The sequence below is a fragment of the Rheinheimera sp. genome (assembly GCF_037442525.1).
In the GTDB taxonomy this organism is placed as follows: Bacteria; Pseudomonadota; Gammaproteobacteria; order Enterobacterales; family Alteromonadaceae; genus Pararheinheimera.
The window spans coordinates 22531-46690 of the sequence record NZ_JBBIQD010000019.1; the positions used below are offsets into that span (position 1 = coordinate 22531).

The following is a 24160-nucleotide window of genomic DNA, read 5'->3' on the forward strand; positions in this document are numbered from 1 at the left end:
TTTTGAGGTAATACCATTGGAAACTATCGATCCGTTTGGCGGCAATTCGTTTAAAGTCGCGTCCCTGACTGCCGCCATTAATCACCTGCCAAACGCTTACGGTTCAAGCCGTCCACTGTTTAGCAATATCAAACGCGAACGTGTGCGGACCATTATTGTGGAAGAACGCAACGGCATTTTAACGCTGATCCAGTCGCAAGACCTGGGCGGCCCAGCGAACCAGGCGAAGAAAGGAAAGCGCAAGGTCCGCAGCTTTGTTATCCCACATTTCCCACTGGACGACGTGCTGCTGCCGTCTGATTACGACGGCATTCGCGGCTTTGGCACCACAGCCCTGCAGGCCCGCGCTGAGCTGGTGACGTCCCGCCTGGAAACGCTCAAAGCGTCGCATGATATTACCCACGAATATCTGCGTATGGGTGCGAAAAAGGGCTTAATTCTGGACGCGGACGGCACTGTGCTTTACGACCTGTACCAGGAGTTCAATATCACTAAACAGGTGGTGTATTTTGACCTGGCTAACGCAAACGCTGACGTTCCGACGACCTGCCGCCAGTTAAAGCGCCAGATTGAAGAAAACCTGCGCGGTGAAATCATGCGCGAAGTGGTGGTGGACGTTAGCCCGGAATTCATGGACGCGCTGATCAAGCACAAGTCTGTAAAAGAGATTTTCGCGGCCACCGTCAAAGCGGCTGAAATTACCGGCGGCGACCCACGCGAACGCCTGGTGATTGGCTCTGTGGTGTTCCGTGAAAATAACGGCAAGCACTACCCTGCAGAGGGTGATCCGGTGCGATTTGTGGCCGAAGGCAAGGGCCACGCGTACCCGGAAGGCACCATGTCGTCGTTCTTCACTGCAGTAGCGCCAGCCGATTTTAACGAAACGGCCAACACGCTGGGCCTGGAGTATTATGCGAAAATGGCACCGCGCAAGTTTGACCGCGGCTATGACATTCACACGCAATCGAACGTCCTGCCAATGTGTGCCCGTCCTGGCATTCTGATTGAATGCAACATGGGCGCGAAGCCGTAATGGCTGAGTCTGGCGGCGCCCTGGTAAACAGGGCGTTTAAAGACATTGTGGACAGGGTTGGCAAGGATTTTGTTTGGCATACCCCGGAAGGGGATTTGCCAGGCAGGGGCCTTGCTTCCGTCCTGGACTCCAGGATCAATGCCTTTAATGAAAACAATCCACGGTCCGGGCGTCTGCCGCTGAACGTAGGCCAGGCCACGCTGGTGGTGCTGGATAGCGACGTAAAGGGCAAAACCGGCCAGGCGGTTACCGTAGAAGGTAAGCGCTACGTGACGGACTTCCAGGGAAGCCGTGACGGAATGATGCACATACATTTAAAACCGGAAGCAAAAACCACCGGCTGGAGATAAGGGCATGTTAGGGCTTGAAATTGACCTGACCAGTGAGCTGCGGGAATTCCAGCAGGAAATCGAAGCGTCACTGCCAAAAATCCAGAACGCGGTCCGCCGCGCTGTCGAAAAGACGGCGAAGTGGTTTGAAGTGGCCACCACCAGGGAGCTGGGGCAGGCGCTGCAGTTTCCGCGCAAGGTGTTAACTGTGCGATTCCGTCACCGTTTCACCAGTAGGGACCAAAGCCGAGCGGTCAATATTTGGCTGGGTATTAACCCGGTCGAAGCCAGACACCTGGGCAAAGGTCGCCAAACAAAGCAAGGGGTAACCATTCGCAAACGAATGTTTGATGGTGCCTTTCTTGCCACCATGCCGTCCGGCCATAGCAGTGTCTGGGAGCGCCAAAAGGGCGTTACTAACCGACCGCATGAAAAACGCCCGGATGGTCAATGGACCCAACTGCCGATTAAAAAAGTTCGGCTGGATATAGCCACCGAAGCGGAAGAAATCTTTAAACGATATTACGCCAGGGTGGAAGCCGAATTGATGAAGAAATTGCAGCAAGAGCTGCGCTTTGTGAGCCTTTTTAATGACTAACCCAGCCGAACCTATGACAGATACAGCCGATGGCCTGGTGCGCGTCCTGGAGGCCATCAAAGCGTCGCTGCAGGCAAAGTTCCCGTTGTGTCATGTGGACCTGTTCAACCCGGCCAGCCCGGACGAGCAGGGCAACAACAACGGCGACCTGCAGACCCCGGCCATTTTGATAAACCTGGAGCAGATGCCAGCGACCGGCGACAACGACGACCGCGACAGCATCCAGGGCCGCTTTGCTCTGCATTGCATCCTGGGAAACGAAACGCCAAACCTGGCGATAGAGATCAGGGCCATGTCTGCCGCCGTGCTGTCGCATGTCCGCAAGAATGGATCCTGGTTGCCAGGTCAGCGCATGACGGACCCGCCGACAGATATTTATGCCATCCCTGGCTATTTCAGTAGCCGCCCGAATACGGGTTATGACTCTTGGATGGTCCTTTTTGAACAGGTGCTGCACCTGGGGCCGTCGCATTGGGATGGCTCGACCGTGAGGCCGCAGCGCGTATTCGTTGCCAGGTCAACGGACGGAACGACGGAGCCAAAGCAAGAGCATGAACAAGCAATATAGCTTTGAAATGGCCGAGATCACACGGCGCCTGGCGGGACTGATCCGCTTTTGTCAGGTGTCAGAAGTGGGCACCGAAGAAAACCAGGGCAAGGTTAAGGTAACCGACGGCCAGCTGGCCAGCACCTGGCTTTCGACACTGCAGGGCGACGCCGCGGAGAACATCGACTGGCGACCGCTTGACGTGGGCGCCTATGTGGTTGTCCTGTGCCCGTCCGGCGACTTTGCCCAGGGCGTGATTATCGGCAGCCTGTACCAGTCCGCTTTTGCACCGCCCAGCACAAGCTTGGAGGTGACAGCGCGGCGCTACAAAGACGGCAGCGTGTTCAGTTACGACCGCGAAGCCAGCAAGCTGCACATAGCAATCGCCAAAGACGGAACGATCCTTATTGAGGTGTCCGGCGGGGCAACAATTAACGGCCCGGTCACCATAAATGGCGAAGTTAAAATTAACGGTAAAACCGAGATTGTGGGCGCCACCAGCGTGGACGGCACCGTGTCAGCAACCCAGAACATCAGCAGCGACGCCGACGTAAAGGCGGGCAGCGTTTCACTAAAAAGTCATGTTCACCTGGGTGTTACCCCAGGCGACAAAAAGACACTACAACCGGAATAAACCTATGGCGGGCATGGACCACCAGACAGGGCGCCCCTTGTCAGGGGTCGGCCATGTCAGGCAATCAATTCAGATCATCTTATCGACGCCTATCGGCAGCCGTGTGGGCCGCCGCTTGTTCGGGTCGGCGTTGTTCGACCTGATAGACCAGCCAGTAACCGAGGCCTGGGCGCTGGAGGTGGTAGCAGCCACCGCCGAAGCCCTGCTGCGCTGGGAGCCGCGCTTTAGACTGGAGTCGGTAAAGCTAAACCAGCCGGAGCCAGGGCGCATTATTTTGAACATCAGCGGCGAATACCTGCCAGGCGGGCAGCCGTTAACCATTGACGGGATCGTTATAGATGGCAGCAACAACAATACCGGATTATCCGTTACCGAAGATATTTGAAAACCTGAGCCTGGAACAACTGATCCAGGACAGAAAAGACCGGCTGCTGCAGCTTAATCCGAGCTATGCCGACGTTATAGCCCTGGACAGCGACCCGATAGTGCAGGCCTTTCAGGTGGAGGCTTACCAGCAGTTACATGACCGCCAGCGGGTCAATGACGTGGCCCTGGCTCAATTGCTGGCCTTTGCCACTGACAGCGACCTGGACGCGATAGGCGAACCCAGGGTGTACCGGGCCGAAGGCGAGAGCAACGACAGCTATCGGCTGCGAATTCGTCAAGACCTTATGGCGTCGTCTACGGCTGGCCCTGCAGCGCATTATCGCAGTAAGGCCATATCTGTGGACCCTATCGCCATCCGGGACGTTGCGGTGGACAGTCCAAAGCAGGGCGCGGTCCGGGTGTCGGTCCTGGTTCGGGATGGCTACGACGTGGCCGAAATTGTCAGCAAGGTGCGGGCAAAGGTCACCGCGGACGACGTTTTTTGTATTGGCCAGACGGTGACAGCGGTCCCTGCCGAAGCCATTGTGGTGGACGTAGTGGCAGATGTTTCCTTGTTGCCTGACACGCCCCAGGTCATTTTTGACGAGCTTAAACCGGGCCTTATTGCAGCCTGGAAAGCTGCCGCCGGTTTGGGCTGGGACATGGCGTTGTCCTGGCTCGATAGCAGGCTGCACAAAGTCGGCGTTTATGACGTGGACATTAAGCTGCCGCTGGCCAATGTGGTGGCCACTAAAAACCAGCACATTGTCCCCGGCAACATCACCTTAAACCTGGTGGGGCGCCGTGAATGAGCAGCAAGCTATTACCGCCTAATGCGTCCCAGCTGTCCCGTGACCTGGTGGACGCCAACCAGGTGGACGACGACCTGGAGCAGGGCATTAATGCCCTGGCCACGTTAAAACAAAACCCGCCTGACGCTTTCCTGGATTGGCTGATCTGGGGTTACGGCCTGGAAGAAATCGCGCCCTATATCAAGGACAAACGCGAAGCCATCAGAACAGGCAAATACTGGATGCGGATCCGGGGCACTCCCCGTTCTCTGCTGATGGCCCTGGGCTGGGTCGGGTTTGATGATGCCGAATTTGAGCAGTTCGGCCCTGGGGTGAATTCCCCGCGTTACATGGTTCAAGCCGGGCGCATCCCGCGAAGCGCAGAGATTGAAGACCTGATCAGCGTATGTAATTTGTCTGCCCCAGTGGCGACAAGACTGTGGCGAGTCTGGCACGGCTATGACGTGCGGGCGCTGATTTTGTCTAAGCATCGTCTAGGCCAGGCGCTGCTTTCTGACGCCAGCGGGGTGCGCCATAACGGCGTTAAATTAAGTTTCGGGGAGAGGTTCAGCGACCATGCCGCTGCGCCTGACGCGCAAACCGATTTTGCAGTGCAAGATCACGTTACGTTCGCGGCCAAGTACAACCCGCATCTGATGCTTTTAGGCAGCTTTAAACTGGGTGATAAAGCCCAGGTGAGAAGCGGCGCCGGTGTCTTTGATCTGCATGGCAATCATGCGTCGATTGACCCAGCCGTCAGCGCCGCGGTACACCGCCGCTTTGCTTTCAGCCACATGACGCTATCCGGCGGCAAGCTGAGCAGTGACCGGTCTTATCTGGGGTTAAGAACCCCGGTCGAGTCCGGCGAAGCAATGCGCCTGGGTGCCACCCGCCTGGGTGCGCCTTATCGCATCCGTTACCGCCCGATCTTCATTGTGTACACCGAAACCAGCACCGGCGCCGCGGCTTATACCGAGGCCATGCAGGCAATGGACGGTTACGCCCTGGCAAGCGCGGTTCAGGTTACTGCTGACCACGACACTGACGACGGCCAGACGCTAATTAGTAGCGCGTCGCTGTCCGTCCGGTCGTTAGGCCTGCAGTGGATTGGCCCCTGGGATAACCGGGCCTGGAATACTTTTGATCATATCACCATAGGAACTATTCACAGTGACAGTAGTAGTTGATGACATTCGCACGTTTATGGCCGAAGCCATAAAAGCGCAGCCTGTCTTCCTGGCCTGGGGCCGGGGGGATGGCGCGTGGACCGAGCCGCCACCGGAAGAACGGGGCCGCAAGGTGTTAATTGACCCGGTGGGCTTTCGCCAGGTCGCCCGTAGCCAGTTTGTGGTCCCAGACCCTGACGGCGAAATTGTTTTGTCGTCCGGGAAATGGACCATTTCAGCCGAGCCGACAAACCATCTTTATGTTGAGTTTCGTTACGACTTTGCAGACGGCCAGGGCGAAACCCTGCGGGAAACAATGGTGTATATCGGAACCCAGGTAAAAGAAGGCCTGCCACCTGGTCAAAAGTATTTTGTCCCGGATGAAATCGAAAGCCTGGGCCGTGCTGCATTGCTGCAGAACTTTGGCCCCCGCGAACGAGCCGTGGGCACCCGATCAACTTATGAATATGTGATTTCGCTATGAGCCTGGATAACTATTACAAGACTTACGACCCCGCGAAACGCTATCAAGAAATTATGTTTCGTGTGGGCAACCACCTGCAGGGGCGTGAATTAAACGACCTGCAGGCCATGTTCCTGGACCTGCTGGCCCGCACCGGCGACGCCATTATGAAAGACGGCGACGTGACAGACGGCGGCCTGGTCAATATCGACCGGGACACCGGAGCAACGACGGTTAGCGCGGCTAAGGTGTACATTCGCGGCCTGGTGCATAACGTGGCCGAAGCCAACCTGGTGCTGGCCACTGATAGCGTTCAGGTGCTGGGCATTTGGCTGGTTGACCGGGTTATTACCGAGCTGGAAGACCCAGGCCTGCGCGACCCAGCAGAGGGCGCGGAGTCATACGACGAACCCGGCGCCGGTCGCCGTGAAGTGACGGCCAGCTGGGGTTTGTCCACGGACAATTCGCCAGGCAACTTTTACCCGGTCCACCGTGTTGATCAGGGTGTTCAGATTATCAACGAGCCACCGCCGCAGCTTAACGCGGTGACGGCAGCCATTGCCCGCTATGACCGCGAAGCAAACGGCGGCAGTTACCTGGTGCATGGCTTAGAAGTGCTTTTCAGGGGCGAAGGCGGCGGCCTGCAGGTGTTCAACATCACCGAAGGCAAGGCGCACATTGAAGGCTTTGAAATTGAGCTGCCCGCGTCGTTACGCAAGGAATTTGCGCTGGACCCGGACCTGCAGCTGATTGAATCGGAGCCGAATGTTTTTACCCCGGACGGTAACGGCAAGATGCGGATTGAAACCGACTTTAGCCCGATCCACGACATACGCAAAATCGACATTGCGGCAGAGACAACCAAAACGCTGAACCATGGCGCCTATGCCGGAGCGCTGGACCCACTGCCGGACACGTCGGTGGTGTCTATTGTCAGCATTACCCAGGGCGGCACCACGTACAACAACGGCGTGGACTTTAAGCTGACCGGCAATAACGTGGACTGGTCACTGCCAGGCGCTGAGCCTGCGCCAGGTTCCAGTTACAACGTGACTTATCGCCACCGCAAAGCCATTGCCCCGGAGTCCCAGGACGAAGACGGCCTGGTGATTTCTGGCGCGGTTCCTGGCTCTGACGTGTTCCTGGATTATCAGTGGAAGCTGCCGCGGGTCGATTTGGTGACCCTGGAAGTGGACGGCACTGTGCGGAAAATTAAAGGCGTCAGCCAACCGTACCGGCCACAGGCTCCAGCTGCACCAAGTAATCAGCTGGTCCTGGCCACCGTGACGCAAAACTGGCGCCTGGGTGAAGTGCCGCAGATTGTGGATCAAGCCATTCGGGCGGTCACCATGTCGGAGCTGGGCCGGATGCGAAACCAGATCAGCGACCTGTACCAGCTGCTGGCACTGCAGCAATTAAGCAACAGTGTGAACACGGAAACCCAGGGCGCAAAATTGGGCGTGTTGGTTGACCCGTTCCTGGACGACAGCAAACGGGATGCAGGCATAGAGCAAACCGCGGCAGTGGTTAACGGCGAACTGATGTTAAACATTGCGGCGTCAGTGCATGACCTGTTGCTGGATGCTAACGCCACGCTGGACTATGAGCTGGAACCCATTGTGGAACAGATGGCGTCCACCGGCGCTATGAAGGTGAACCCATACCAGGCATTTGAACCTGTACCGGCAAAAGTCACCCTGTCGCCTGCAGTGGACAACTGGGTGCAAACGAACAGCATCTGGCAAAGCGACACCACCCGCCTGTTGTTGGTCGGGTCCGGTCTTCGTACCACCACCACAGAGTCGGTCAGCATCGAATCCCAGGTGGTTTCTAGCCGAACGGGCGGCACGTTGCGGCCCAGGGCGGTGCAGTTCACGCTGGCCGGTTTCGGTCCGGGTGAAGTGCTGAACAGTGTTGTTTTTGACGGCGAAGTTTTGCCGGTAAACGGAGCGTAATTACATGGCTGCAGTTGCAGATCAAAATGGTGTTGTCCGCGGGGTGTTTAACATCCCGGCGGGCGTACCGGCGGGCACTAAGTCCGTTATTTTCCAAGGTGAAGGCGGCAGCCGCGGGCAAGCCAGCTATACGGGTAGCCACACTATCCGCACCGAATTGCTGCGCCGGGTGACTACGGTCACCGAGCAGCGTTACGACCCCCTGGCGCAAACGTTCACCCTGGAGCAATCCAGGCTGATAGCTGCGGTTGACGTCTGGGTTAAAACCAAAGGCGTGGAGCCGCTGCGCTGTCAAATTCGTGAAACGACGCTGGGCATTCCTAACCAGGTGATCATTGCCGAATCGGAGCTGCGGGCCGACGAATTAAAGCTGGCCCCGACGGCCACGCGCTTTTCGTTTTCGCCGGTGGCGCTGGAAGCCGGGCGCGAATATGCCCTGGTATTCCTGACCGACGACGCCACGCACGAGCTGGCCATTGCGGAGCTGGGCAAGTATTCGGCTGATACAAGCCAATGGCAGACCCGCCAACCGTACCAGGTGGGCGTCCTGCTGTCGTCGTCCAATGCTGTGACCTGGACACCGCACCAGGACAAAGATTTGCGCTTTCGCCTGTTCGCGGCCAAGTTCACGCAAACCCAGAAAGACGTCCCCCTGGGAGTGGTCAGCCTGGGCAGTGCCACGGACCTGCTGCCGATGGCGGGCGTAGAGCGTCCGAGCGCGGAAACCGACGTGCAATTTATTGTCACGGATGCGGCGGGCAAAGAGTACGTCACACAGGAAGACTTGCCGCTTAACCTGGCGTCTGCCGTCAGCAATGACGTGACAGTCAAAGCCCGGCTGCGGGGGACCAGCTGGTTAAGTCCAGTCCTGCACCAGGGCGTCCAGTTGGTCAGCGGTAACCAGGCAATCAGCGGAACTTATGTTACTAATGCTTTCCCTGGTGGCAACAACGCCAGCTTGTCCGTGACGTTTGAAGCCCTGCTGCCGTCACTTTCCAGCGTCAAAGTCGAAGCGCAAGTTAACGGCGCCTGGACGGAACTGCAGCTGGACAGCAGCACCCCGGTGGATAATGGCCGCTTAGAGCGTCGTTACAGCCTTGCAGACTTTACCAGTGCCACGGTAAGGGTTCGCCTGACATTGACCGGCACAGCCGCCGCCAGGCCCAGAATTCGCCGCCTGCGGGCAGTGACGACCTGATGGCCAACCCGGTAACGGCAAATAAGGGTTACCCGCTGCCCGTGGGTAACCTTGCCGACGACCTGGGCAGAGTTACAGAAGCGTTTGAAAAAATCGACGCTGACATGGCCGCCGCCGGTGAGTCCGCACAAAACCACAATCAGCAGACGGACACCGCGCTGGCCGCCCATGCTGAGAAATTGCGAAAAGCCAGGTTAAACGCTCTGCTGGGCGAAGACCTGCTGCCACTTTAACAACCAGGGGCTGCGGCCCCTTTTGATTTAGGGAACATGCAATGCCAACTATTGCAACCGCTGTTCAAGCCATGGTTAAAAACTTGACCGACAAAATGACGTCAGGCACACCGTTTACACCGGAAGAACAGCTGCTTATAGCAAAGGCCCTGTCCGCCTTACAGGACAATGAAACATGGGAAAAAGCCGTGGTTGCCGTGGTGGAAGAACACCTGGACACTGGCACCACAGCCCTGGCTGCAGCCAAAGACCAGCTGGCCGCTTCCACCCTGGCGGGCGTCAATGCCATGACCACCGCCGAGGCGTCGTTATTGGCAAAGGCGGCGCAGTTAGACATTGCGGCGTCAGTGCCTGCGGCGTTAAACGGCTACGCGAAGAACAAAGACGGCCTGATCGGCAGCATGTCGGATTTGCTGATGATTATCCCCGAAGCTGAAATGCTCGAAGATAGCTCATACACCACAGCGCCGCCGGTCACTAACATGATTTTTTGCAGTAACGGCGACGTGTACGCGCATACAGTGCCGATTGGCCGGGCGTCTGGTTCAAGTGGCAATCTTAATCAGTGCCACAATTTTTACAGCAAGGCGGCCAATGTAGACCCGAAAACAGGCCTTTTTACCCGGCTTAATTATTGCTTTTTCAGCACTGACACGCCCCGCACATTATGGAGCCAGCGTTTTGCGGCGGATCCAGCAGGGGCGTTTTTACCTTTGGCCAGCTCTTTAAATCCAGCTGACATTAAATTTTGCCCGTTGATTAGTGATTTTTCGTCGGCAACTATTGCGGCGGATAAGTTCCGAGGTATCGGCCTGTTTTATGACAGCACTTATGGGGTGGTCACCGGCCACTATCATAACGCCAATGTCAAAGACAAATACGGGCGCAAAGCCTCGACCCTGGGGATCGATTACCGGACCAGTTACAATTACTTTGAGTGTGCTTTTTACAACAACGTGAAAAACTGTCTGGTGGTGATCCAGGACGGTAACGTGTGGGAGCTGTACAGCAATGGCTGGGTCAGTCCTGGGGTGCCAACCTTTGGCACGGACGCCCAGGCCCAGACCTGGGTCGATGCACAGCCAGACATGTTTTTAGTCCCGTTCCTGAGCATGACAGGCGACACGCTTTATTCGCCTATGCGCTCTGATACGGACGGACCGAACAAGGCTAAATCAAGCACTGAAAACAGTTACGACACCTTAGCCGGTAACATGCAAGCCCGCAGCCGACCGTCGCAAGCGGCGGGATCATCCACGACCACCGGCAGTTCGCCAGTCGGTCACCTTTGCAGCATCTGGGGCACGGTTGACCCGCACGTCAATTATGGTACGTCAAGCGGTTATGCAGTTTCGCAGCAGTATTTATGGGACGTTGCGACCAGAAAGCTGGCACCGGTTTATCGTGAGTCATTTTACGAGGTGGTGCCCGGTCAATTGCGTGATTACAACGCAACTGTCACCACTTTGTCCTACTGGACAGCGATTAAACAAAGAACGGTGTTAACGAACCTGGTTACCAAGGAAAAGCTGGCCGAAGCGCAGCAGCTTTTACAGGTGCGTGAAGAAGGATCAAGCCGTGGGGTGATTACTGCGGGGATCCCGTATTACAACCCATTCGATGGCGTGTGGTATCAGGCGCAAGCTGCTTATGTTGGCGACGCATATTACACAGGGGTTTGTCGTTTGGAATCCTTTGCCGATTCGCTTAAAAAATACATGGGACCGTAAGGAATAAATTATGCGATTACCCTATTACGATGCTGGTCAGAACGCCGTCTTTTTTGGCGGCGCGTTAAACCCAATTAACCCGAACACTGGGGAGCCGTGGGAAGGCGAAGAAGAAGCCGCGGCCTTTATCGCCACTCTGCCGACTGAGCCAGAAAAGGCGTTTCAGTTAACGCTTGTTGCTACCGCCGCCAGGCTAAAGGCCAGCGGTGAAGCGGTAGAAATCCAGGCGCCGTTCAACCTGTTAACGTTCAACTTTGGGGAAGCCCTGGAAGTGGACGTGGAAGTGCAGGACGGCAGGGGCAACCTGTTGACGCATATCCCGGACGGTGAAGGCGGTTTGACCCCGTTAAACCAAACTTACACGCTGCCCATTCCTGGCCTGTTCGGCACGTCAATGGAAGTTATCGACGTGGTTTTTGTCGAAGGCAAAGCCACTGCAGAAGTGACCTTTCCGACGCCTGGCGTGTGGCGGATTGATAAAGACCAGGTAAACATGCACATAGCCGAGCCAGAAAACCGTTTTGCATTTTCTGGCCTGGAGTTTAAAGCCAAGCGGCCAGCCGCTTAATCTAACCACTTTAACCACCTGAAAGCCCTGCCTTGTGCGGGGCTTTTTCATTTCTGAGAAAGGAAAAAATGATTAAACACGGCATTGAATTTGTTGAAATTGACGGAGGCACCCGCCCGGTTCAAATGGCAACAACTGGCATTATCGGCCTGGTGGGCACCGCCCCGGAGGCAGACGCCACCAAATTTCCCTTAAACACGCCGGTGGCCATTCTGGGTTCCAGAACGGCAGCTGCAGCGCTTGGCACCACCGGCACGTTGCCCACGGCAATGGACGGCATTCTGGACCAGTTCGGCGCCCTGGTGATCGTTGTTGTTGTGGCCGAAGGCGCAACACCAGAAGAAACCATGGCCAACGTCATTGGCAAAGTGGGCGTTGATGGCATCCCCACAGGCCTGGAAGCGCTGCGCGCCTCGGAGTCTATCACCGGCCTGAAACCGCGCATTTTGATTGCCCCGGCTTTCTCTAACCAGAAATCAGTTGGCGACGCCCTGGCCGCTGCAGCGGACAAGATGGGCGGTTATTTCTTCCTGGATGGCCCGGACACGACCAACGCGGCGGCCCTGGCATACCGCGGAGAATTCGGCAGCCGGCGCGGCGAAGTTTGCGACCCTTGGCATGTGGTGTTCGACGTCGAAACCGCCCAGGACATTGTTGTGGCGCCATCGTCCCGAATGGCTGGCGTAATGGCCCGAATTCACAACGAGAAAGGCCCGCATCATTCCAACTCTAACCAGGAGATCCGCGGCATCGTGGGCACAACCCGCCCGGTTAGTTTTGAGCTGGGCAACCCTGCGACCGACGCCGAAGTGCTGAACGGTGGCCAGGTCACCACGACCATTCGCCGCAACGGCTTCCGGGTCTGGGGTAATGAAACCCTGTCGGACGATCCCAAGTGGAAGTTTAAAAACGTCGTGATTATTAACGACATCATAGCGGCCAGCATCGTGGACGCGCACATGTGGGCGATTGACCGCAACATTACCAGCACTTACCTGGAAGACGTTGTGGGCAGCGTTAACAACTTTATTGCCACTTTAAAAGCCCAGGGCGTAATCGCGGGCGGTCAGGCATGGGCAGACCCTGAGCTGAACACAGCCAGCGAGATCCAGGCCGGTAACGTTTACATTGATTACGATTTCAGCGCATTCAGCCCAGCCCAAAAGCTGCAGTTCCGCGCCCACCTGGTCAATAACTACTTAGCGGAGATTGTTTAATGTCATTAGCTCAAGCATTACGGGCCATGTCCCTGTTCGCGGACGGTAACCGTTACGTGAACGAAATCACCGAGTTTTCACCGCCTAAAATCGCCCTGCAAACGGAAGATTACCGGGGCGGCGGTATGGATGCGCCCATAGAGCTGGAAACCGGCATGGAAAAGCTGGAAGCCAGCTTTAAAGTCAGCCGGTTTGATAAAGACCTGTTGCGGCATTTTGGCCTGGCACCAGGTAAGCAGATCACCGTTTCGGTGCGCGGCGCTTACCAGGACGACGGCAAGGTGATCCCGGTCGTGCATAACATGACGGGCACCTGGAAGGAAATTGATCAGGGCACCGCGAAAAGCGGCAGCCTGGCGGAGATTTCGATCAGCATTTCAATGAAGCGTTACACGCTGACCATTGACGGCGACGAAGCGATCCACGTTGACATTGAAGCCCTGACCCGTCGCATTAACGGGGAAGATGTTTTATCAGACGTTGCAAGGATTATCGGCTAATGAGCACGAAGCAAAAGCAACCTGTTAAGCAGGATTACAAAGTGTTAAAGCCGTTCCCCCTGGACGGAAAAATGGTGGCTGACGGAACGGTCAGCCTGACAGAACGCGCCGCGGCCCACTTGCTGGCCGGTGGCAAAATCGCAAAGACAACCGAAACAAAAGCGAAGGTAAAACAGAATGGCTAATGAAGTAGCAACAGAAGTAAAAGAAGACCTGAAAGAAGCAGCGGAAACACGCCTGGACCGTCTGATGGCCCAGGGTGCCGCTGCTGTGGTCGATTTAAGCAAGCCGGTGCGCGGCATGGATCACATTCCGCTGCGCCACCCGTCAGCGTCAGACCTGCGCGGCATTAAGCTGCTGGACCTGATCAACATGGACACGGTAAGCCTGGAACTGGTGGTGCCTCGCATTGCTATGAATGGCTTTACTAAGCATGACTTTTTGAACCTGGAGCCTAAAGACATGTTTAGCATCGGCCTGCAGGTGTCGGGTTTTTTCGCGCTGTAGGCGAACTGCAGGTGGACGACGTGATGGAAGTCTGGGGCGACATTGCCGCAGTCTTCCACTGGCCCCCGTCTGAAATGGCCAACATGTCGATCCCAGACCTGGTTCGCTGGCATTCAATCGCCATCGACCGGCACAAAAAACTGAACTCAGAAGCCCGCACCTAGCGGGCTTTTTTCGTTTTAGGGGTTTTCGTGAACAAGCAGTTATCGTTACAGGCCCGCATAACGGCCATTGAGCGGGTAACCAAACCGCTAAAAAACATAGCTGGGGCCGCCACGCCACTGCTGGAAAAAATCGAAGCCACCCAGCGCCAGCTTAAACAGCTGGACGCCCAGGGGAACCAGTTTACCGCTTTTCGTGACCTGACCGCCCAGAGTAAAAAGACAGCTGCAGCCCTGCAGGAGCAACAGGCCAAAGCGGCCAGCCTGTCGGGTGAGATAGAGCAGGCGAAGCAAAAGACCAAGAGCTTAGGCCAGGCCCACAAAGACGCCCAGTTAAAGGTCATGCAACTGGCCTTAGAAATGGACAAGGCGGACGGTTCCAGCGAGTCGTTAAAGCTGGCCTTTAAAGAGGCCCAAGCCGAGGCCAACCGCCTGGGCAGGGAATCCAGGGGCGCCGCCACTGAGCAGCGAAACCTGACGCGGGAGCTGGCCAGGACGACGGCGCAAACCAACCAACTGGAAGCGGCCCAGACCAAGGAACGGGACGAACTGCAGCAGCTGCGGCAGAGCTTAACGGCCACTGGTAATTCGACCCAGAACATGGGAGAGAAGCAAGCCGAAACCCGCCGGAAGACCGAACAGCTTAACCAGGCGCTGGACCAACAGACAGCCATGCTTAAACGGGTGGCTGCGGCTGAAAAGTCGGTAAGTGACGCCAGGCAGCGTTACCAGGACAGAATGCAGCTTTCAGCCTCTGCGACCGTTGTCGGCTTCGGAGCCAGCCAGGCGGCGCAGAATATCAAGCAGGCGTTTACTGGCCCCATAGCGGTGGCTGCGTCGTTTGAAGAACAAATGGACAAGGTGGGCGCTGTATCGAGAGCGACAACCGAACAGCAGGCCATGCTGACAGCCCAGGCGCGGGAGCTTGGCGCCAGGACTCAGTTTAGCGCCAGCGAAGCGGGCCAGGGTATGCAGTACCTGGCAATGGCTGGCTTTCAGGTTAATCAGATCATGGCGGCCATGCCTGGCGTCTTAGACCTGGCCAAAGCCACCGCCACGGACTTGGGCGCCACGGCAGACATTTCCAGCGACATTTTAAGCGGGTTTGGATTAAGCCCCGACAGAATGCAGGAAGTGGCCGACGTCCTGACCGCCGTCACCACCAGGGCAAACACTAACCTGGTGATGCTGGGCGATACCATGAAATATGTAGCGCCTATCGGTCGGGAAGCTGGCTTGTCACTGCAGGAGACTGCAGCCATGGCGGGCTTACTGTCTAACGTCGGTATTAAGGCCAGTCAGGCCGGTACAACGTTAAGGGCTGTTGTTCAGCGGCTTGCGTCACCAACTGGCGCGGCAGCGAAGCAGCTTAAAAACCTGGGCATTGAAACCAAGGACAGCGCCGGGAATATGCGCGGCGTCCTGGAGATTTTGGAAGACGTTGCCCTGGCGTCTGAAAAGATGGGATCCAGTGACCGGCTAGGGGCCTTTAAGGATATTTTCGGAGAAGAACCCGCGGCAGGTGTTGCGGAGCTGGTCAAACAGCAAGGCGCTGCCGGTATAACGCAATTTACCAAGATTTTAAAGGAGTCGTCAGGCGAGGCCGCCCGCGTGGCCAAGCAGATGGGCGACAACGCCAGCGGGGGTTACAAAGAATTCCAGTCAACCGTCGAAAGTCTGCAGATCACCATGGGCAACCTGTTGCTGCCGACCCTGGTCGAGCTGGGGCGAAAAGCAACGGATATTACCCGGCGGGTGGAAGACTGGACGAAGCGAAACCCAGAGCTTGCAAAAACGCTGATGATGGCCGGGGCTGGCCTTGGCGTCATAGCGGCCATCATGGTGCCGCTGATGTTCACCATTGCCGGGTTTAATTCCCTGATAGCGATCAGCAGTTTCGGGTTTACGAAGTTTTCCGCTGCAGCTGAGCTGCTAAGCATAAAACTGGCCGCCACCAGGGGCGCCACCATGGGCCTGAATATGGCCTTGCTGGCTAACCCCATTGTGTTGATCGTGGCTGCAGTCCTGGCGCTAATCGCGGTCCTGGGGATCCTGATTTACAAATACTTTGAACCGCTCAAAGCGTTAATGATTGGATTCTGGGACGGATTCGTGGCGGGCCTGGCGCCGGTATTTGAAGCGCTGGCCCCGTTAAAGCCTATCGTTTCAGGGATCTGGGACATGTTCAGCTGGGTGGGGTCGAAAATTGCCGAAGTGTTCAGCGCGTTTCTGACGCCGGTCACGTCCACCAGCGAAGAACTGGCCGCCTTAAGTGGCACTGGTTACAAGGTGGGCGAAGTCATAGGCAAGGCAATTAATGCTTTGCTGTGGCCGGTTCGCCAGCTTATTGGAGGCCTGAGCAAAGCGCGGGAGGTCTGGCACAGTTTGTTCGGTGAAGACGAAGCCGAAGTGACAGCCCAGGTCAACAAGGTGGAAACGGTGACGCGCCAGGCAACGCCGCCAGGTGTTAGCCAGGTTAAACCGCCGTCTTTGCTTGCGGATCCGAAGCTACCCGCTGCACCTGTAACCCCGCTTGCTTTCCAGCCGCCGGAAGCCCCTGCGCTGGCAGAGCTTTCCAGGGTGTCCAATGACGTGAACCAGATAGCCGCTGACACCGGCCTGGTGCCTGCGTCAGGTAGCCCGCGAAGCGACAGCAGCCAACCGGCAAGCCTGGCCCCTGTGGGCTTAGGTTCGCAGCTGGCCCCGGTCAGCCGTCAGTCGGTGGTTGATATGGGCGGGGTTCAGATCACGGTCCAGGCTGCGCCAGGACAATCAACCCAGGACATAGGCCAGGAGGTCCGGCGCCAGCTGGAAAGCTTAATGGCTGAATCACAACGCAATCAAAACGGAATGCTTTATGACTTCTAAAGTAATGCTGGGCCTGGGGAAATATCGCTTTTCCCTGGAAACGGCGGCTTATCAGCAATTCCAGAAAACGACAGCTTACTTGTGGCCAAGCCAGCAACGGATTGGCCAACATGCCCAGCTGCAGTATGTGGGGCCTGGTTCAAAGGAAATTACCCTGCCGGGGGTTATTTACCCCCGATATAAGGGCGGCTTTGACCAGATGAAAAAAATGGAAGACGAGGCAGGCAAGGGGGAACCCTTGCTGCTGGTCACCGGCACCGGCTCAATTTTGGGCCTGTGGGTGATCGAGTCTATCAGCGAAACCGGCAGCATTTTCCTGGGCAATGGAGCGCCCCGGAAAATCGAATTTAGCCTAAAGCTTAGCTATTACGGCCCGGCTGAAACGGCGACGATTAGCCCGGACATTGCCAACCAGTTAAACGGCGGAACGAATGCCATAACGTCCACGCTGAAGCTGATCACCAACCGGCTGGAACTTCCCCAGGCGGGAATTGAAAACGCCTTTAAATCGCTTGGCATTGACCTTTACGACGGCACCGGAAACCTGCGGCCTATGGCCAACCTGCTGGGCGACATAAAAAGCGTGTCTAAGAACTTCGACACCAGTTCACAGATCACGCTTATACAGCAGCTGTTAGGTAACGACGCGGCCACGCAAGCGGCCAGCGCTGGCTTTGGTGACGTGTTCCAAACCCTGGCCAACCAGCTGGGGGTCGGAAAAGATTATGCAGGCCTGGCCGACCAGCTAGTGGACACCATAGGGGGGTTATTTTGACGGAATACAGAACGAAGCAGGGCGACGTCCTGGACGAAATTTGTTTTAACCACTACGGGCGGGAAGGCCTGACCGAATTTGTACTGCAGGCTAACCGTGGCCTGTCGTCAAAAGGTCCGGTTTTCCCGTCCGGGATTATTATTAACCTGCCACCGGCGCCGGTCAAAGCGCCGGTCACTATTACGTTGTTTGACTGATGAAACCCATTTTTGCCATAGAAGCAGACGGCCAGGACGTGACCGACAGGTTTATGACCGGGTTCAATTCCCTGACGGTCACAGATGAAGCGGGCGAGAAATCCGACACGGTTCGGATCACGCTTGCGGACGCTAAGAAGCAGATCACGAACATTAAAAAGGGGGTAAAGCTACGGGTCCGGCTTGGCTATCAGAAGCCAGGCCAGCGTCCAGAACTGCACGACGTCGGGCGGTTTGTAGTGGACGACGTTTGTTATTCAGGGCCACCGCACCAGGTAGAGGTTACCGGCAGGGCTGCAGACTTTACCGCGTCGCTTAAGGGGTATAAGACGCGCAGCTTTTCCGGTAAGACGCTGGGCGACATTGTGGGCATCATTGCAGGCGACCACGGTCTGACGCTGCACATGGACGAAAGCCTGGGAAAGCAGGCGATCAAACACATTGACCAGACCGACGAAAGCGATCTGCACTTTTTAACCCGGCTGGCCCGTCAATATGACGCTGTGGCCAAGCCAGTGGCAAACGACCTGCTTTTTACCCTGCAGAGCGCAGCCAGAACGGCCACAGGGAAGGAATTGCCGGAAAAGGTGGTGCAGGGTAATGAAATAACCAATTATCGCTATGGGGCTGCAGAGCGTAGCGAATTTGGCCACGTTAAAGCGTACTGGCGCAAAGATGCAGAGGCCAAGCGGGTGGAAGTCCTGGAAGGTGACGACACTTTGCCAGGGAAAACACTGCACACCCCGTTCCCGACCGAAGCCGAAGCCAGGGCCGCGGCAAAAGCGGAGCTGTCCAGGCTGCAGCGCCAGGGCAGGGAACTGACGTTAACCATGCCTGGTTCGGCGGACGTGTTCGCAGAACGCCCGCTGGTTGTCCAGGCGTTACACCCTGAAATTGACGGGCGCTATATCTGCAAACGGGTGCAACACAACTTAAACGACCGCGGCTATTCGATGAATATAACCGCCGCTTGATAGGAGCAAAGAGGCGGGGCCAGGCGGCCCCGTTTAGCTGGCTTTCCGCACTTGCACCAGCTCGATGCTGGCCCGCTCGACCAGGGTCGATTTTGCCCACATTTCCAGGTCGTCTGTAACCATCCTTAAGGCTGATTGCCTGCTTTTCACCGTCCTGATATGTCTTCCCACGTAACCGCCTGGCACCTTGGCGATCCATAAAGCCTTATTGGCGTTTGCCTTGGCTATCCCTTCCGCTAATGCTTTTCGCAGCTGGTCGTCGTTCATCTTTTCCGCCTTATTCCGTTTCGTCTTCGTCGTCGTCCAGCAGGGCGGCAGGCTTCACGCCCAGGCCTTTTGCCAGGGTAACCACCGTCGAATATTTCAGGTCGTTCAGTGATTGCATTTTGCTAAGGGTGCCAATGTATTGCTTTGTAAAGCCGGTGCGGCTGGCCAGCTCGACGTTGTTAATATTCTTGTACTCGATCCAGGCCGCCAGGCAGCCCGCGCCGGACACCCTGGCCATGGTCACTTCCAGGGGCAGGTATACTTCGCCTTCCAGCTGCTTTTCCAGCTGGGCTATTTGGCCGCGCATGGCGTCCAGTTCCTGCAGTGGAATGGTTACGGTCGCGCTAGTTGTCATTTTCTGCATTCCTTAGCCGGGTTTCCCCGGCTTGTTTAGTGTTTGTAGACGTCGCCCCGTGGGCCTATTTTTACGATTTGAATTTGAAGCTTATCCCTGACTATTCTGTAAATTATTCTCCAATCCCCAACCCTTAACCTGTATTCCCCAGTTCGACCGGATAGTGCTTTAACGTCTGTTGCGGTGTCGGGGTTTTCCGCTAACTGGTAAAGCCTTTTGGCTATCCTTTCGGCCTCTGGCCTTGGCATTTTCCGCAGTGCCTTGTCTGCCTGTTTAGATAGTTCAACCTTAAACATGCAGCTATAGTAAACCAATAGATTACCAAAGTAAAGCAATTATTTACCGTTTAAGCAAAAAAAAGCCCGCTAGGTGCAGGCTTACTTTTTGGCGGCTGTGGGTGGTAAACTTAATGCTGGCCGCGCTGAATTACCTTTGCTTATTAGTTGTGGCCCCCCGGTGGTCTGACACTGCCGGGGTTTTAACTTGACTTTGAAACCAGGGTAAGCAATCCGCTGGCTGGCTGTTCCATTTTCAATTCATTACACGCCCTTGATAGAACATCGGCTGCCGCCATTGCCAGTTCGGTGCTAATCACTTCACCCGGCTGTAATCCATTTACTAACATTTCGATCTGACCGATCAAAATTTGTCGCTTTATATCCATTTCCTATTCCTTGTACAATCAGCTTGCCCCGATTATGCACACATCGGACCGGCAAAAATGCCGTGTTTTTTTTCGCCAGGAACAGCGCGAATAATCAGGACTTACAAAAAGTTACAGTTTGTGAGATATGTCTTACAAGCCACGTCGCTTTATTCGCACACAACAAGGCCAGCTGGTAAGAAGACGGTAAAACCGCATGACCGGCGCCCGGCCTGTGTGCAGTTAACTTTCGGGATTGATATTAGTGAGAACAAAACGAGATCCGCTCATTACGCCGGATATATTGATAGAGCTGCAGGCGCAAGCCAATGCGTCAGACAAACAGATGGCCACCTGGGCCGGGGTCAGTGAGGACACTTACGGGCGCTGGAAAAATGGGCGCGGTGGTTCGCCTGATTACGAACAGTACATAATGATCTGCATAGGGGTATTTAAGGGAAAAATCAGCCTTGATTTTGTTACAAAACAGATAACAAAAACAATAAAAAAGCTAGGTGGGGGCGTAGCAAAGGAAAAGTCTGCAAAACTTTGATTATTATAGCTTTTGCTTGCCTTTTTGCGTCGCTGATTGTGCCGTTTTAAGGTATCATTAGCGCCCAACAAATACGAGGTAAAACACGATGAAAATTGATACAAAGACCCCAGCTATTCAGGCCCCAATTAACCAGGCGCCAGCAGTGCAAAAGACCGAGCCAGCAGGCGCCAGCCTGGCCACCACTTCCGACCAGGTAACGATTAGCCAGGAAGCCACTGCGAAGCTGGCCGAAGACACTGTGCAACCGTTATCAGGTGGCAATCTGCCAGTTGATCCTGTGGTGGGCGACACTGCAGTGGTTCAGCCGTTATCAGGTGGCAATTTGCCTATTAAGCCGCTGACCGAAGAAGCCAGCCTGCAGTCAGGCGGCAACCTGCCGATTAAGGCATGACCCTGGTCAATTTCCTGGTGTACGCGCTGTTTATTTCAGCGCGTATTTTCTGGCCAGAACTTAGCCCAGCCGGTGAACATGCCCTGGTAATTGCGGCCATCTGTTACACGGCCCTGGTCAGCTACCGTTCGCCCAATACCGTGGGCATCTGCGCCCTGATTTTACTGTTTCACCTGGTCGATATATGGGCGCAAAAGGCCACGTATTTAAACGCATACTTTGCATTTTTTTATTATATGGCCATTGATACCGCCACCGCTGCAGCCCTGCTTTTTCGGGTGCCGGTGTTCAGAAACCGCCTGGGTATAGCGTCCGCTAAGTACACAATGCAGGACTTTATCGCGTCGGCTATTTTTGTGCTGGGGGCGATACTGGCCGCGGCTGGTTTTATCGAACATGTGCTGCGTCACCTGGAAATGTTCAGTTTCCTGGTTGAGATACCCCAGGACGTGATCCAGTATTTTTACGAGAATGCGCGGTGGGTGTTTAACAACTTCACCGGGATCAAGATGTTTTTAAATAACGTGCTGCTGGTCGTGCTGTTCACGCTGACCCTGCAGTCAACCCGCAAAGAAATCCACTTTGTAAAAATGTAAAAAGGGGCCAGTCGGCCCCTTTTTTTATTGTTTCCCTTCCCAGGAAAGCACCAGTTTTTTTATTTCCTCCACCAGCCCAGGGTCTGCATTTTTCATCTGAAAAGTGGCGGTCCCTTTGTCGGCGTCGTGCTTTATTTTCACGTTCGGGGTAATGGCTTCTGGCTCGACTTTGCCGCCTGGCTTCGGCTGTGTCATTGCGTCTTTAATGATGGCCAGCACGTCGTCCGGCTCCAGCTCCCGTTCCTGCTTTTCCGCTTCAACTTTGGCAATGGCCGCGGTCGCACCAGGGCGCAGCACGTCTTTGTCCGCAAATATCAGATCATAAATATCAGCGCCCATTCTGGCGCTTAAGTCGTTAAGCGTTGGGAAGCAGGCCACCAGGTTGTCCGGCAGTGACGCGGTTTTAACGCGCCTGGTGATAATGTTCCGGTGGACGTTGTTTTTTTCCGCGCACTGGGACACGTTCATGGTCAGCAGTTCGGTCTGGTGCGTGTGGCCCTTTTCGTATTCGCTTGTTGTCTTGTAGTTGTTGCCAGTCCTGGACGCCTGCAGCATCTGTTCGTCCGTCAGGTCAGCCACCAGCATGGGGTAATCCTGGCCCGCCAGGATGGCGGTATAACGCCGCCTGGAACCGTCGGCCACTTCAAAGCGCCCGTTGTTTTCCCTGGCGGTCGCGTCTTTGTCAATCCCGCTTTCTGTTATGCTTGGCAGTATGTCGGCCACGGCTTTAGGGTTTAAAAAACGCTGGATCCGTTCGTTGTCATTAAAGACAAAGGTCTTTTCTTCAATTTCAGCGTGTGGAATAACCACCCGCCTGGCTGGGATTTTCTTGCCTGCTACGACCACAAAAAGGGCGTCTGCTTTTTGTTCGACACGGCGGCGGACGCTTGCCATAGTCACAGAACTGGTCAGCGCTTCGGTGTTATTGTTCATCGTTCCCCCTTAAATTCCTGTCAGTGCCATAATTTCATCGGCAAGGCTTTCGTACATGGTGGCAGCCCTTTTATGCGTTGCCGGGCTGCTGCGTTCGTCCTTCGACTGCTCAAAAATGGTTCGCATTTTTTCCTGACCTTTTCGCACTTCGTCAGTTTCCAGCACTTCGGATTCCATCACCCTGGCGCCGTAACCATCCCGCAGTTTTGCGACAATATTCTGGCTGGCCTCCCGTTGAACAACCATCGTCAAAAGAATTTTCACCACTGGTTCGTAATCGTCCATATCCAGTTCGCGGAACAGGTCAGAGGCCGCGCCCATGAATTGGATAGACGACATAAAATCATAAAGAGCTGTTGGCGTGGTCACCATGATCAAGTCGCTGGCGGCCATCACGTTGATAGTGGCCAGGCCTAAGTCAGGGTGGCAGTCAACAAAGATACAGTCATAATCAGCCATGACGGTTTCCAGGCCCGCCCGCAGCATCATGTGATCGTCAAAAGGCAGATCAGCGTCTGGCATTTCACGTTCAAGGCGCTGCAGGCCCAGGCTGGCCGGTATGACGTCCAGGCCTGGCCATACCGTCGGCTTGATTGCATAGCGCAGGTCTTGCGCTTTCCCCAGCATCCAGGGCAGCACCGTTTCGTCGTCGGATATATCCTTGTTCGGTATATAGCCCATATACATGGAAGCATGGCCCTGCTGGTCAATATCCACCAACAGCGTTTTATAGCCCCTGATGGCCATTGTTTGCGCCAGGTGTACCGCGGTCGATGTTTTTTTAGACCCGCCTTTGCCGCCAGTCAGAGAAATGACCGGGCAAATATCGCCGCCTTTCCCTGGGTAGCTTTTAAAGTGCTGCCGGATGCGGTCAATTTCATAAATGGTATAACCAACGCGCCGACCTAGTGCCGTCATTTGCGGGTAAGGCAGCTTGCCTTCTTTCTCTGCGTTGATAATGGCTGTATGGCTAACGCCTGCCAGCTCTGCCGTCTGTAACAGCCCCCAGGTGCGTTGCACCTTCCTGGCAGTAACTGACAAGTCACCGAACTGGCGCTGGGCCACGTCGTCAAATATTTTTAGGCCAGCGCTGACACACTGGGCTAAGTCTTCATGTAATTTCATATTAATTTACCTTTGCTAAGCCTTGAGGCTGTAAGCACTTTAATATAATAACGGAAAAAAGCAATAAAAAATTAAACAAGACTAGCCAAGAGGGGGAAGAAAAGCGCGGGGCAACGCATGTGGCCCCGCAGCCTTATCCCCTCCCATTATCCTTATTCTGACATGTGTTTTTGCTGGTTCCGGCTGGTTCCGCCTTTGCAAGCCTTTATAAATAAGGGTTTATCTAACCAGGGCAGTGCTGCCGGAACTAACAATATTTAACCAGGTAACCCACAAAAGCAGACCACACAACAACTTCATATCACAACAGCCAGAACAGGCGGACAAGTTAACCAATTAAAAATGTTACCACAGAAGCAACCACCAACAAAGCCGGATTGTTACAGCCAAACGTTACCGCGCAACTAAGCACTAGCCAGGTTAGACAAATGGTAACGTTACCCCGTACTAATTTAATACGTATTAAATTAGTACGGGGTAACGT

Annotated in this window: 31 protein-coding genes; 26 read left to right on the plus strand and 5 right to left on the minus strand. The window is 55.3% G+C overall.

The genetic code is table 11. From position 1 onward, the window contains the following. Positions 1–16: 16 nt before the first annotated feature. The 23 genes from WKJ03_RS17655 (at position 17) to WKJ03_RS17765 (ending at position 18810) form a co-directional block, all read left to right on the plus strand. On the plus strand, positions 17–1033 hold the full coding sequence (locus WKJ03_RS17655) for a major capsid protein (RefSeq protein WP_337843565.1): 1017 nt from the start codon (positions 17–19) through the stop codon (positions 1031–1033). Beyond that, the gene (locus WKJ03_RS17660; protein WP_337843566.1) at positions 1033–1383 is read left to right on the plus strand and encodes a hypothetical protein; all 351 of its coding nucleotides are present in this window, start codon (positions 1033–1035) and stop codon (positions 1381–1383) included. The genes WKJ03_RS17655 and WKJ03_RS17660 overlap by 1 nt, the downstream gene beginning before the upstream one ends. A gap of 4 nt (positions 1384–1387) precedes the next feature. Beyond that, positions 1388–1960 carry a phage tail protein gene (locus WKJ03_RS17665; protein WP_337843567.1) on the plus strand — a complete coding sequence of 191 codons (573 nt, stop codon included), beginning with the start codon at positions 1388–1390 and terminating at the stop codon, positions 1958–1960. A gap of 13 nt (positions 1961–1973) precedes the next feature. Further along, positions 1974–2528 (plus strand): hypothetical protein, encoded by a 555-nt coding sequence (locus WKJ03_RS17670; RefSeq protein WP_337843568.1) that lies wholly within the window; start codon positions 1974–1976, stop codon positions 2526–2528. Next, complete coding sequence (locus tag WKJ03_RS17675) at positions 2512–3141, plus strand: phage baseplate assembly protein V (protein WP_337843569.1); 630 nt, start codon at positions 2512–2514, stop codon at positions 3139–3141. The genes WKJ03_RS17670 and WKJ03_RS17675 overlap by 17 nt, the downstream gene beginning before the upstream one ends. Before the next feature lie 4 nt (positions 3142–3145). Next, on the plus strand, positions 3146–3526 hold the full coding sequence (locus WKJ03_RS17680) for a GPW/gp25 family protein (RefSeq protein WP_337843570.1): 381 nt from the start codon (positions 3146–3148) through the stop codon (positions 3524–3526). Further along, on the plus strand, positions 3480–4319 hold the full coding sequence (locus WKJ03_RS17685; RefSeq protein WP_337843571.1) for a baseplate J/gp47 family protein: 840 nt from the start codon (positions 3480–3482) through the stop codon (positions 4317–4319). Before WKJ03_RS17680 ends, WKJ03_RS17685 begins: the two co-directional genes overlap by 47 nt. After that, a complete protein-coding gene (locus WKJ03_RS17690) occupies positions 4316–5485 on the plus strand; it encodes a phage tail protein (RefSeq protein WP_337843572.1) in 1170 nt (389 codons plus the stop codon). The genes WKJ03_RS17685 and WKJ03_RS17690 overlap by 4 nt, the downstream gene beginning before the upstream one ends. Continuing rightward, positions 5469–5948, plus strand: a complete 480-nt coding sequence (locus WKJ03_RS17695; protein ID WP_337843573.1) for a hypothetical protein — start codon at positions 5469–5471, stop codon at positions 5946–5948. The genes WKJ03_RS17690 and WKJ03_RS17695 overlap by 17 nt, the downstream gene beginning before the upstream one ends. After that, positions 5945–7882 (plus strand): DUF4815 domain-containing protein, encoded by a 1938-nt coding sequence (locus WKJ03_RS17700; protein ID WP_337843574.1) that lies wholly within the window; start codon positions 5945–5947, stop codon positions 7880–7882. The genes WKJ03_RS17695 and WKJ03_RS17700 overlap by 4 nt, the downstream gene beginning before the upstream one ends. A 43-nt stretch (positions 7883–7925) precedes the next feature. Beyond that, positions 7926–9080, plus strand: coding sequence for a hypothetical protein (locus WKJ03_RS17705; RefSeq protein WP_337843575.1), 1155 nt, complete (start codon positions 7926–7928; stop codon positions 9078–9080). After that, entirely contained in the window at positions 9080–9313 is a 234-nt protein-coding gene (locus WKJ03_RS17710) for a hypothetical protein (RefSeq protein WP_337843576.1), read from the plus strand. The genes WKJ03_RS17705 and WKJ03_RS17710 overlap by 1 nt, the downstream gene beginning before the upstream one ends. 287 nt (positions 9314–9600) lie before the next feature. Next, positions 9601–11043, plus strand: coding sequence for a hypothetical protein (locus WKJ03_RS17715; RefSeq protein WP_337843577.1), 1443 nt, complete (start codon positions 9601–9603; stop codon positions 11041–11043). Between the two features lie 10 nt (positions 11044–11053). Further along, a complete protein-coding gene (locus WKJ03_RS17720; RefSeq protein ID WP_337843578.1) occupies positions 11054–11611 on the plus strand; it encodes a hypothetical protein in 558 nt (185 codons plus the stop codon). 68 nt (positions 11612–11679) lie between these two features. Next, positions 11680–12828, plus strand: a complete 1149-nt coding sequence (locus WKJ03_RS17725) for a phage tail sheath subtilisin-like domain-containing protein (RefSeq protein WP_337843579.1) — start codon at positions 11680–11682, stop codon at positions 12826–12828. Then, positions 12828–13328: a phage major tail tube protein gene (locus WKJ03_RS17730; RefSeq protein ID WP_337843580.1), complete on the plus strand. Its 501-nt coding sequence runs from the start codon at positions 12828–12830 to the stop codon at positions 13326–13328. Before WKJ03_RS17725 ends, WKJ03_RS17730 begins: the two co-directional genes overlap by 1 nt. Further along, positions 13328–13513, plus strand: a complete 186-nt coding sequence (locus WKJ03_RS17735) for a hypothetical protein (RefSeq protein ID WP_337843581.1) — start codon at positions 13328–13330, stop codon at positions 13511–13513. Before WKJ03_RS17730 ends, WKJ03_RS17735 begins: the two co-directional genes overlap by 1 nt. Continuing rightward, positions 13506–13835 carry a hypothetical protein gene (locus WKJ03_RS17740; RefSeq protein WP_337843582.1) on the plus strand — a complete coding sequence of 110 codons (330 nt, stop codon included), beginning with the start codon at positions 13506–13508 and terminating at the stop codon, positions 13833–13835. The genes WKJ03_RS17735 and WKJ03_RS17740 overlap by 8 nt, the downstream gene beginning before the upstream one ends. Before the next feature lie 23 nt (positions 13836–13858). Further along, entirely contained in the window at positions 13859–13999 is a 141-nt protein-coding gene (locus WKJ03_RS17745) for a GpE family phage tail protein (protein ID WP_337843595.1), read from the plus strand. A gap of 27 nt (positions 14000–14026) precedes the next feature. Continuing rightward, positions 14027–16864, plus strand: a complete 2838-nt coding sequence (locus WKJ03_RS17750; protein WP_337843583.1) for a phage tail tape measure protein — start codon at positions 14027–14029, stop codon at positions 16862–16864. Next, complete coding sequence (locus WKJ03_RS17755) at positions 16854–17639, plus strand: phage tail protein (protein WP_337843584.1); 786 nt, start codon at positions 16854–16856, stop codon at positions 17637–17639. Before WKJ03_RS17750 ends, WKJ03_RS17755 begins: the two co-directional genes overlap by 11 nt. Continuing rightward, a complete protein-coding gene (locus WKJ03_RS17760) occupies positions 17636–17836 on the plus strand; it encodes a tail protein X (RefSeq protein ID WP_337843585.1) in 201 nt (66 codons plus the stop codon). The genes WKJ03_RS17755 and WKJ03_RS17760 overlap by 4 nt, the downstream gene beginning before the upstream one ends. Then, positions 17836–18810 (plus strand): contractile injection system protein, VgrG/Pvc8 family, encoded by a 975-nt coding sequence (locus WKJ03_RS17765; protein ID WP_337843586.1) that lies wholly within the window; start codon positions 17836–17838, stop codon positions 18808–18810. Before WKJ03_RS17760 ends, WKJ03_RS17765 begins: the two co-directional genes overlap by 1 nt. A gap of 33 nt (positions 18811–18843) precedes the next feature. On the opposite strand, the gene WKJ03_RS17770 is transcribed toward WKJ03_RS17765, so the two are convergent. From WKJ03_RS17770 to WKJ03_RS17780, 3 genes are all read right to left on the minus strand, one after another. After that, on the minus strand, positions 18844–19077 hold the full coding sequence (locus WKJ03_RS17770; RefSeq protein WP_337843587.1) for a hypothetical protein: 234 nt from the start codon (positions 19075–19077) through the stop codon (positions 18844–18846). Positions 19078–19087: 10 nt separating this feature from the next. Continuing rightward, positions 19088–19432 (minus strand): hypothetical protein, encoded by a 345-nt coding sequence (locus tag WKJ03_RS17775; protein WP_337843588.1) that lies wholly within the window; start codon positions 19430–19432, stop codon positions 19088–19090. Positions 19433–19910: 478 nt separating this feature from the next. After that, positions 19911–20096 (minus strand): hypothetical protein, encoded by a 186-nt coding sequence (locus WKJ03_RS17780; protein WP_337843589.1) that lies wholly within the window; start codon positions 20094–20096, stop codon positions 19911–19913. Positions 20097–20340: 244 nt separating this feature from the next. On the opposite strand from WKJ03_RS17780, the gene WKJ03_RS17785 reads away from it, so the two are divergent. From WKJ03_RS17785 to WKJ03_RS17795, 3 genes are all read left to right on the plus strand, one after another. Continuing rightward, positions 20341–20628 (plus strand): helix-turn-helix transcriptional regulator, encoded by a 288-nt coding sequence (locus tag WKJ03_RS17785; protein WP_337843590.1) that lies wholly within the window; start codon positions 20341–20343, stop codon positions 20626–20628. Positions 20629–20716: 88 nt separating this feature from the next. Next, positions 20717–21022, plus strand: a complete 306-nt coding sequence (locus WKJ03_RS17790; RefSeq protein ID WP_337843591.1) for a hypothetical protein — start codon at positions 20717–20719, stop codon at positions 21020–21022. Then, complete coding sequence (locus WKJ03_RS17795) at positions 21019–21618, plus strand: hypothetical protein (protein WP_337843592.1); 600 nt, start codon at positions 21019–21021, stop codon at positions 21616–21618. Before WKJ03_RS17790 ends, WKJ03_RS17795 begins: the two co-directional genes overlap by 4 nt. Positions 21619–21642: 24 nt before the next feature. Here the strand turns inward: WKJ03_RS17795 and WKJ03_RS17800 are convergent, their stop codons facing one another. Together WKJ03_RS17800 and WKJ03_RS17805 are read right to left on the minus strand one after the other, a co-directional pair. Next, on the minus strand, positions 21643–22551 hold the full coding sequence (locus WKJ03_RS17800) for a ParB/RepB/Spo0J family partition protein (RefSeq protein WP_337843593.1): 909 nt from the start codon (positions 22549–22551) through the stop codon (positions 21643–21645). Positions 22552–22560: 9 nt separating this feature from the next. Continuing rightward, complete coding sequence (locus WKJ03_RS17805) at positions 22561–23676, minus strand: AAA family ATPase (RefSeq protein ID WP_337843594.1); 1116 nt, start codon at positions 23674–23676, stop codon at positions 22561–22563. Positions 23677–24160: the final 484 nt, after the last annotated feature.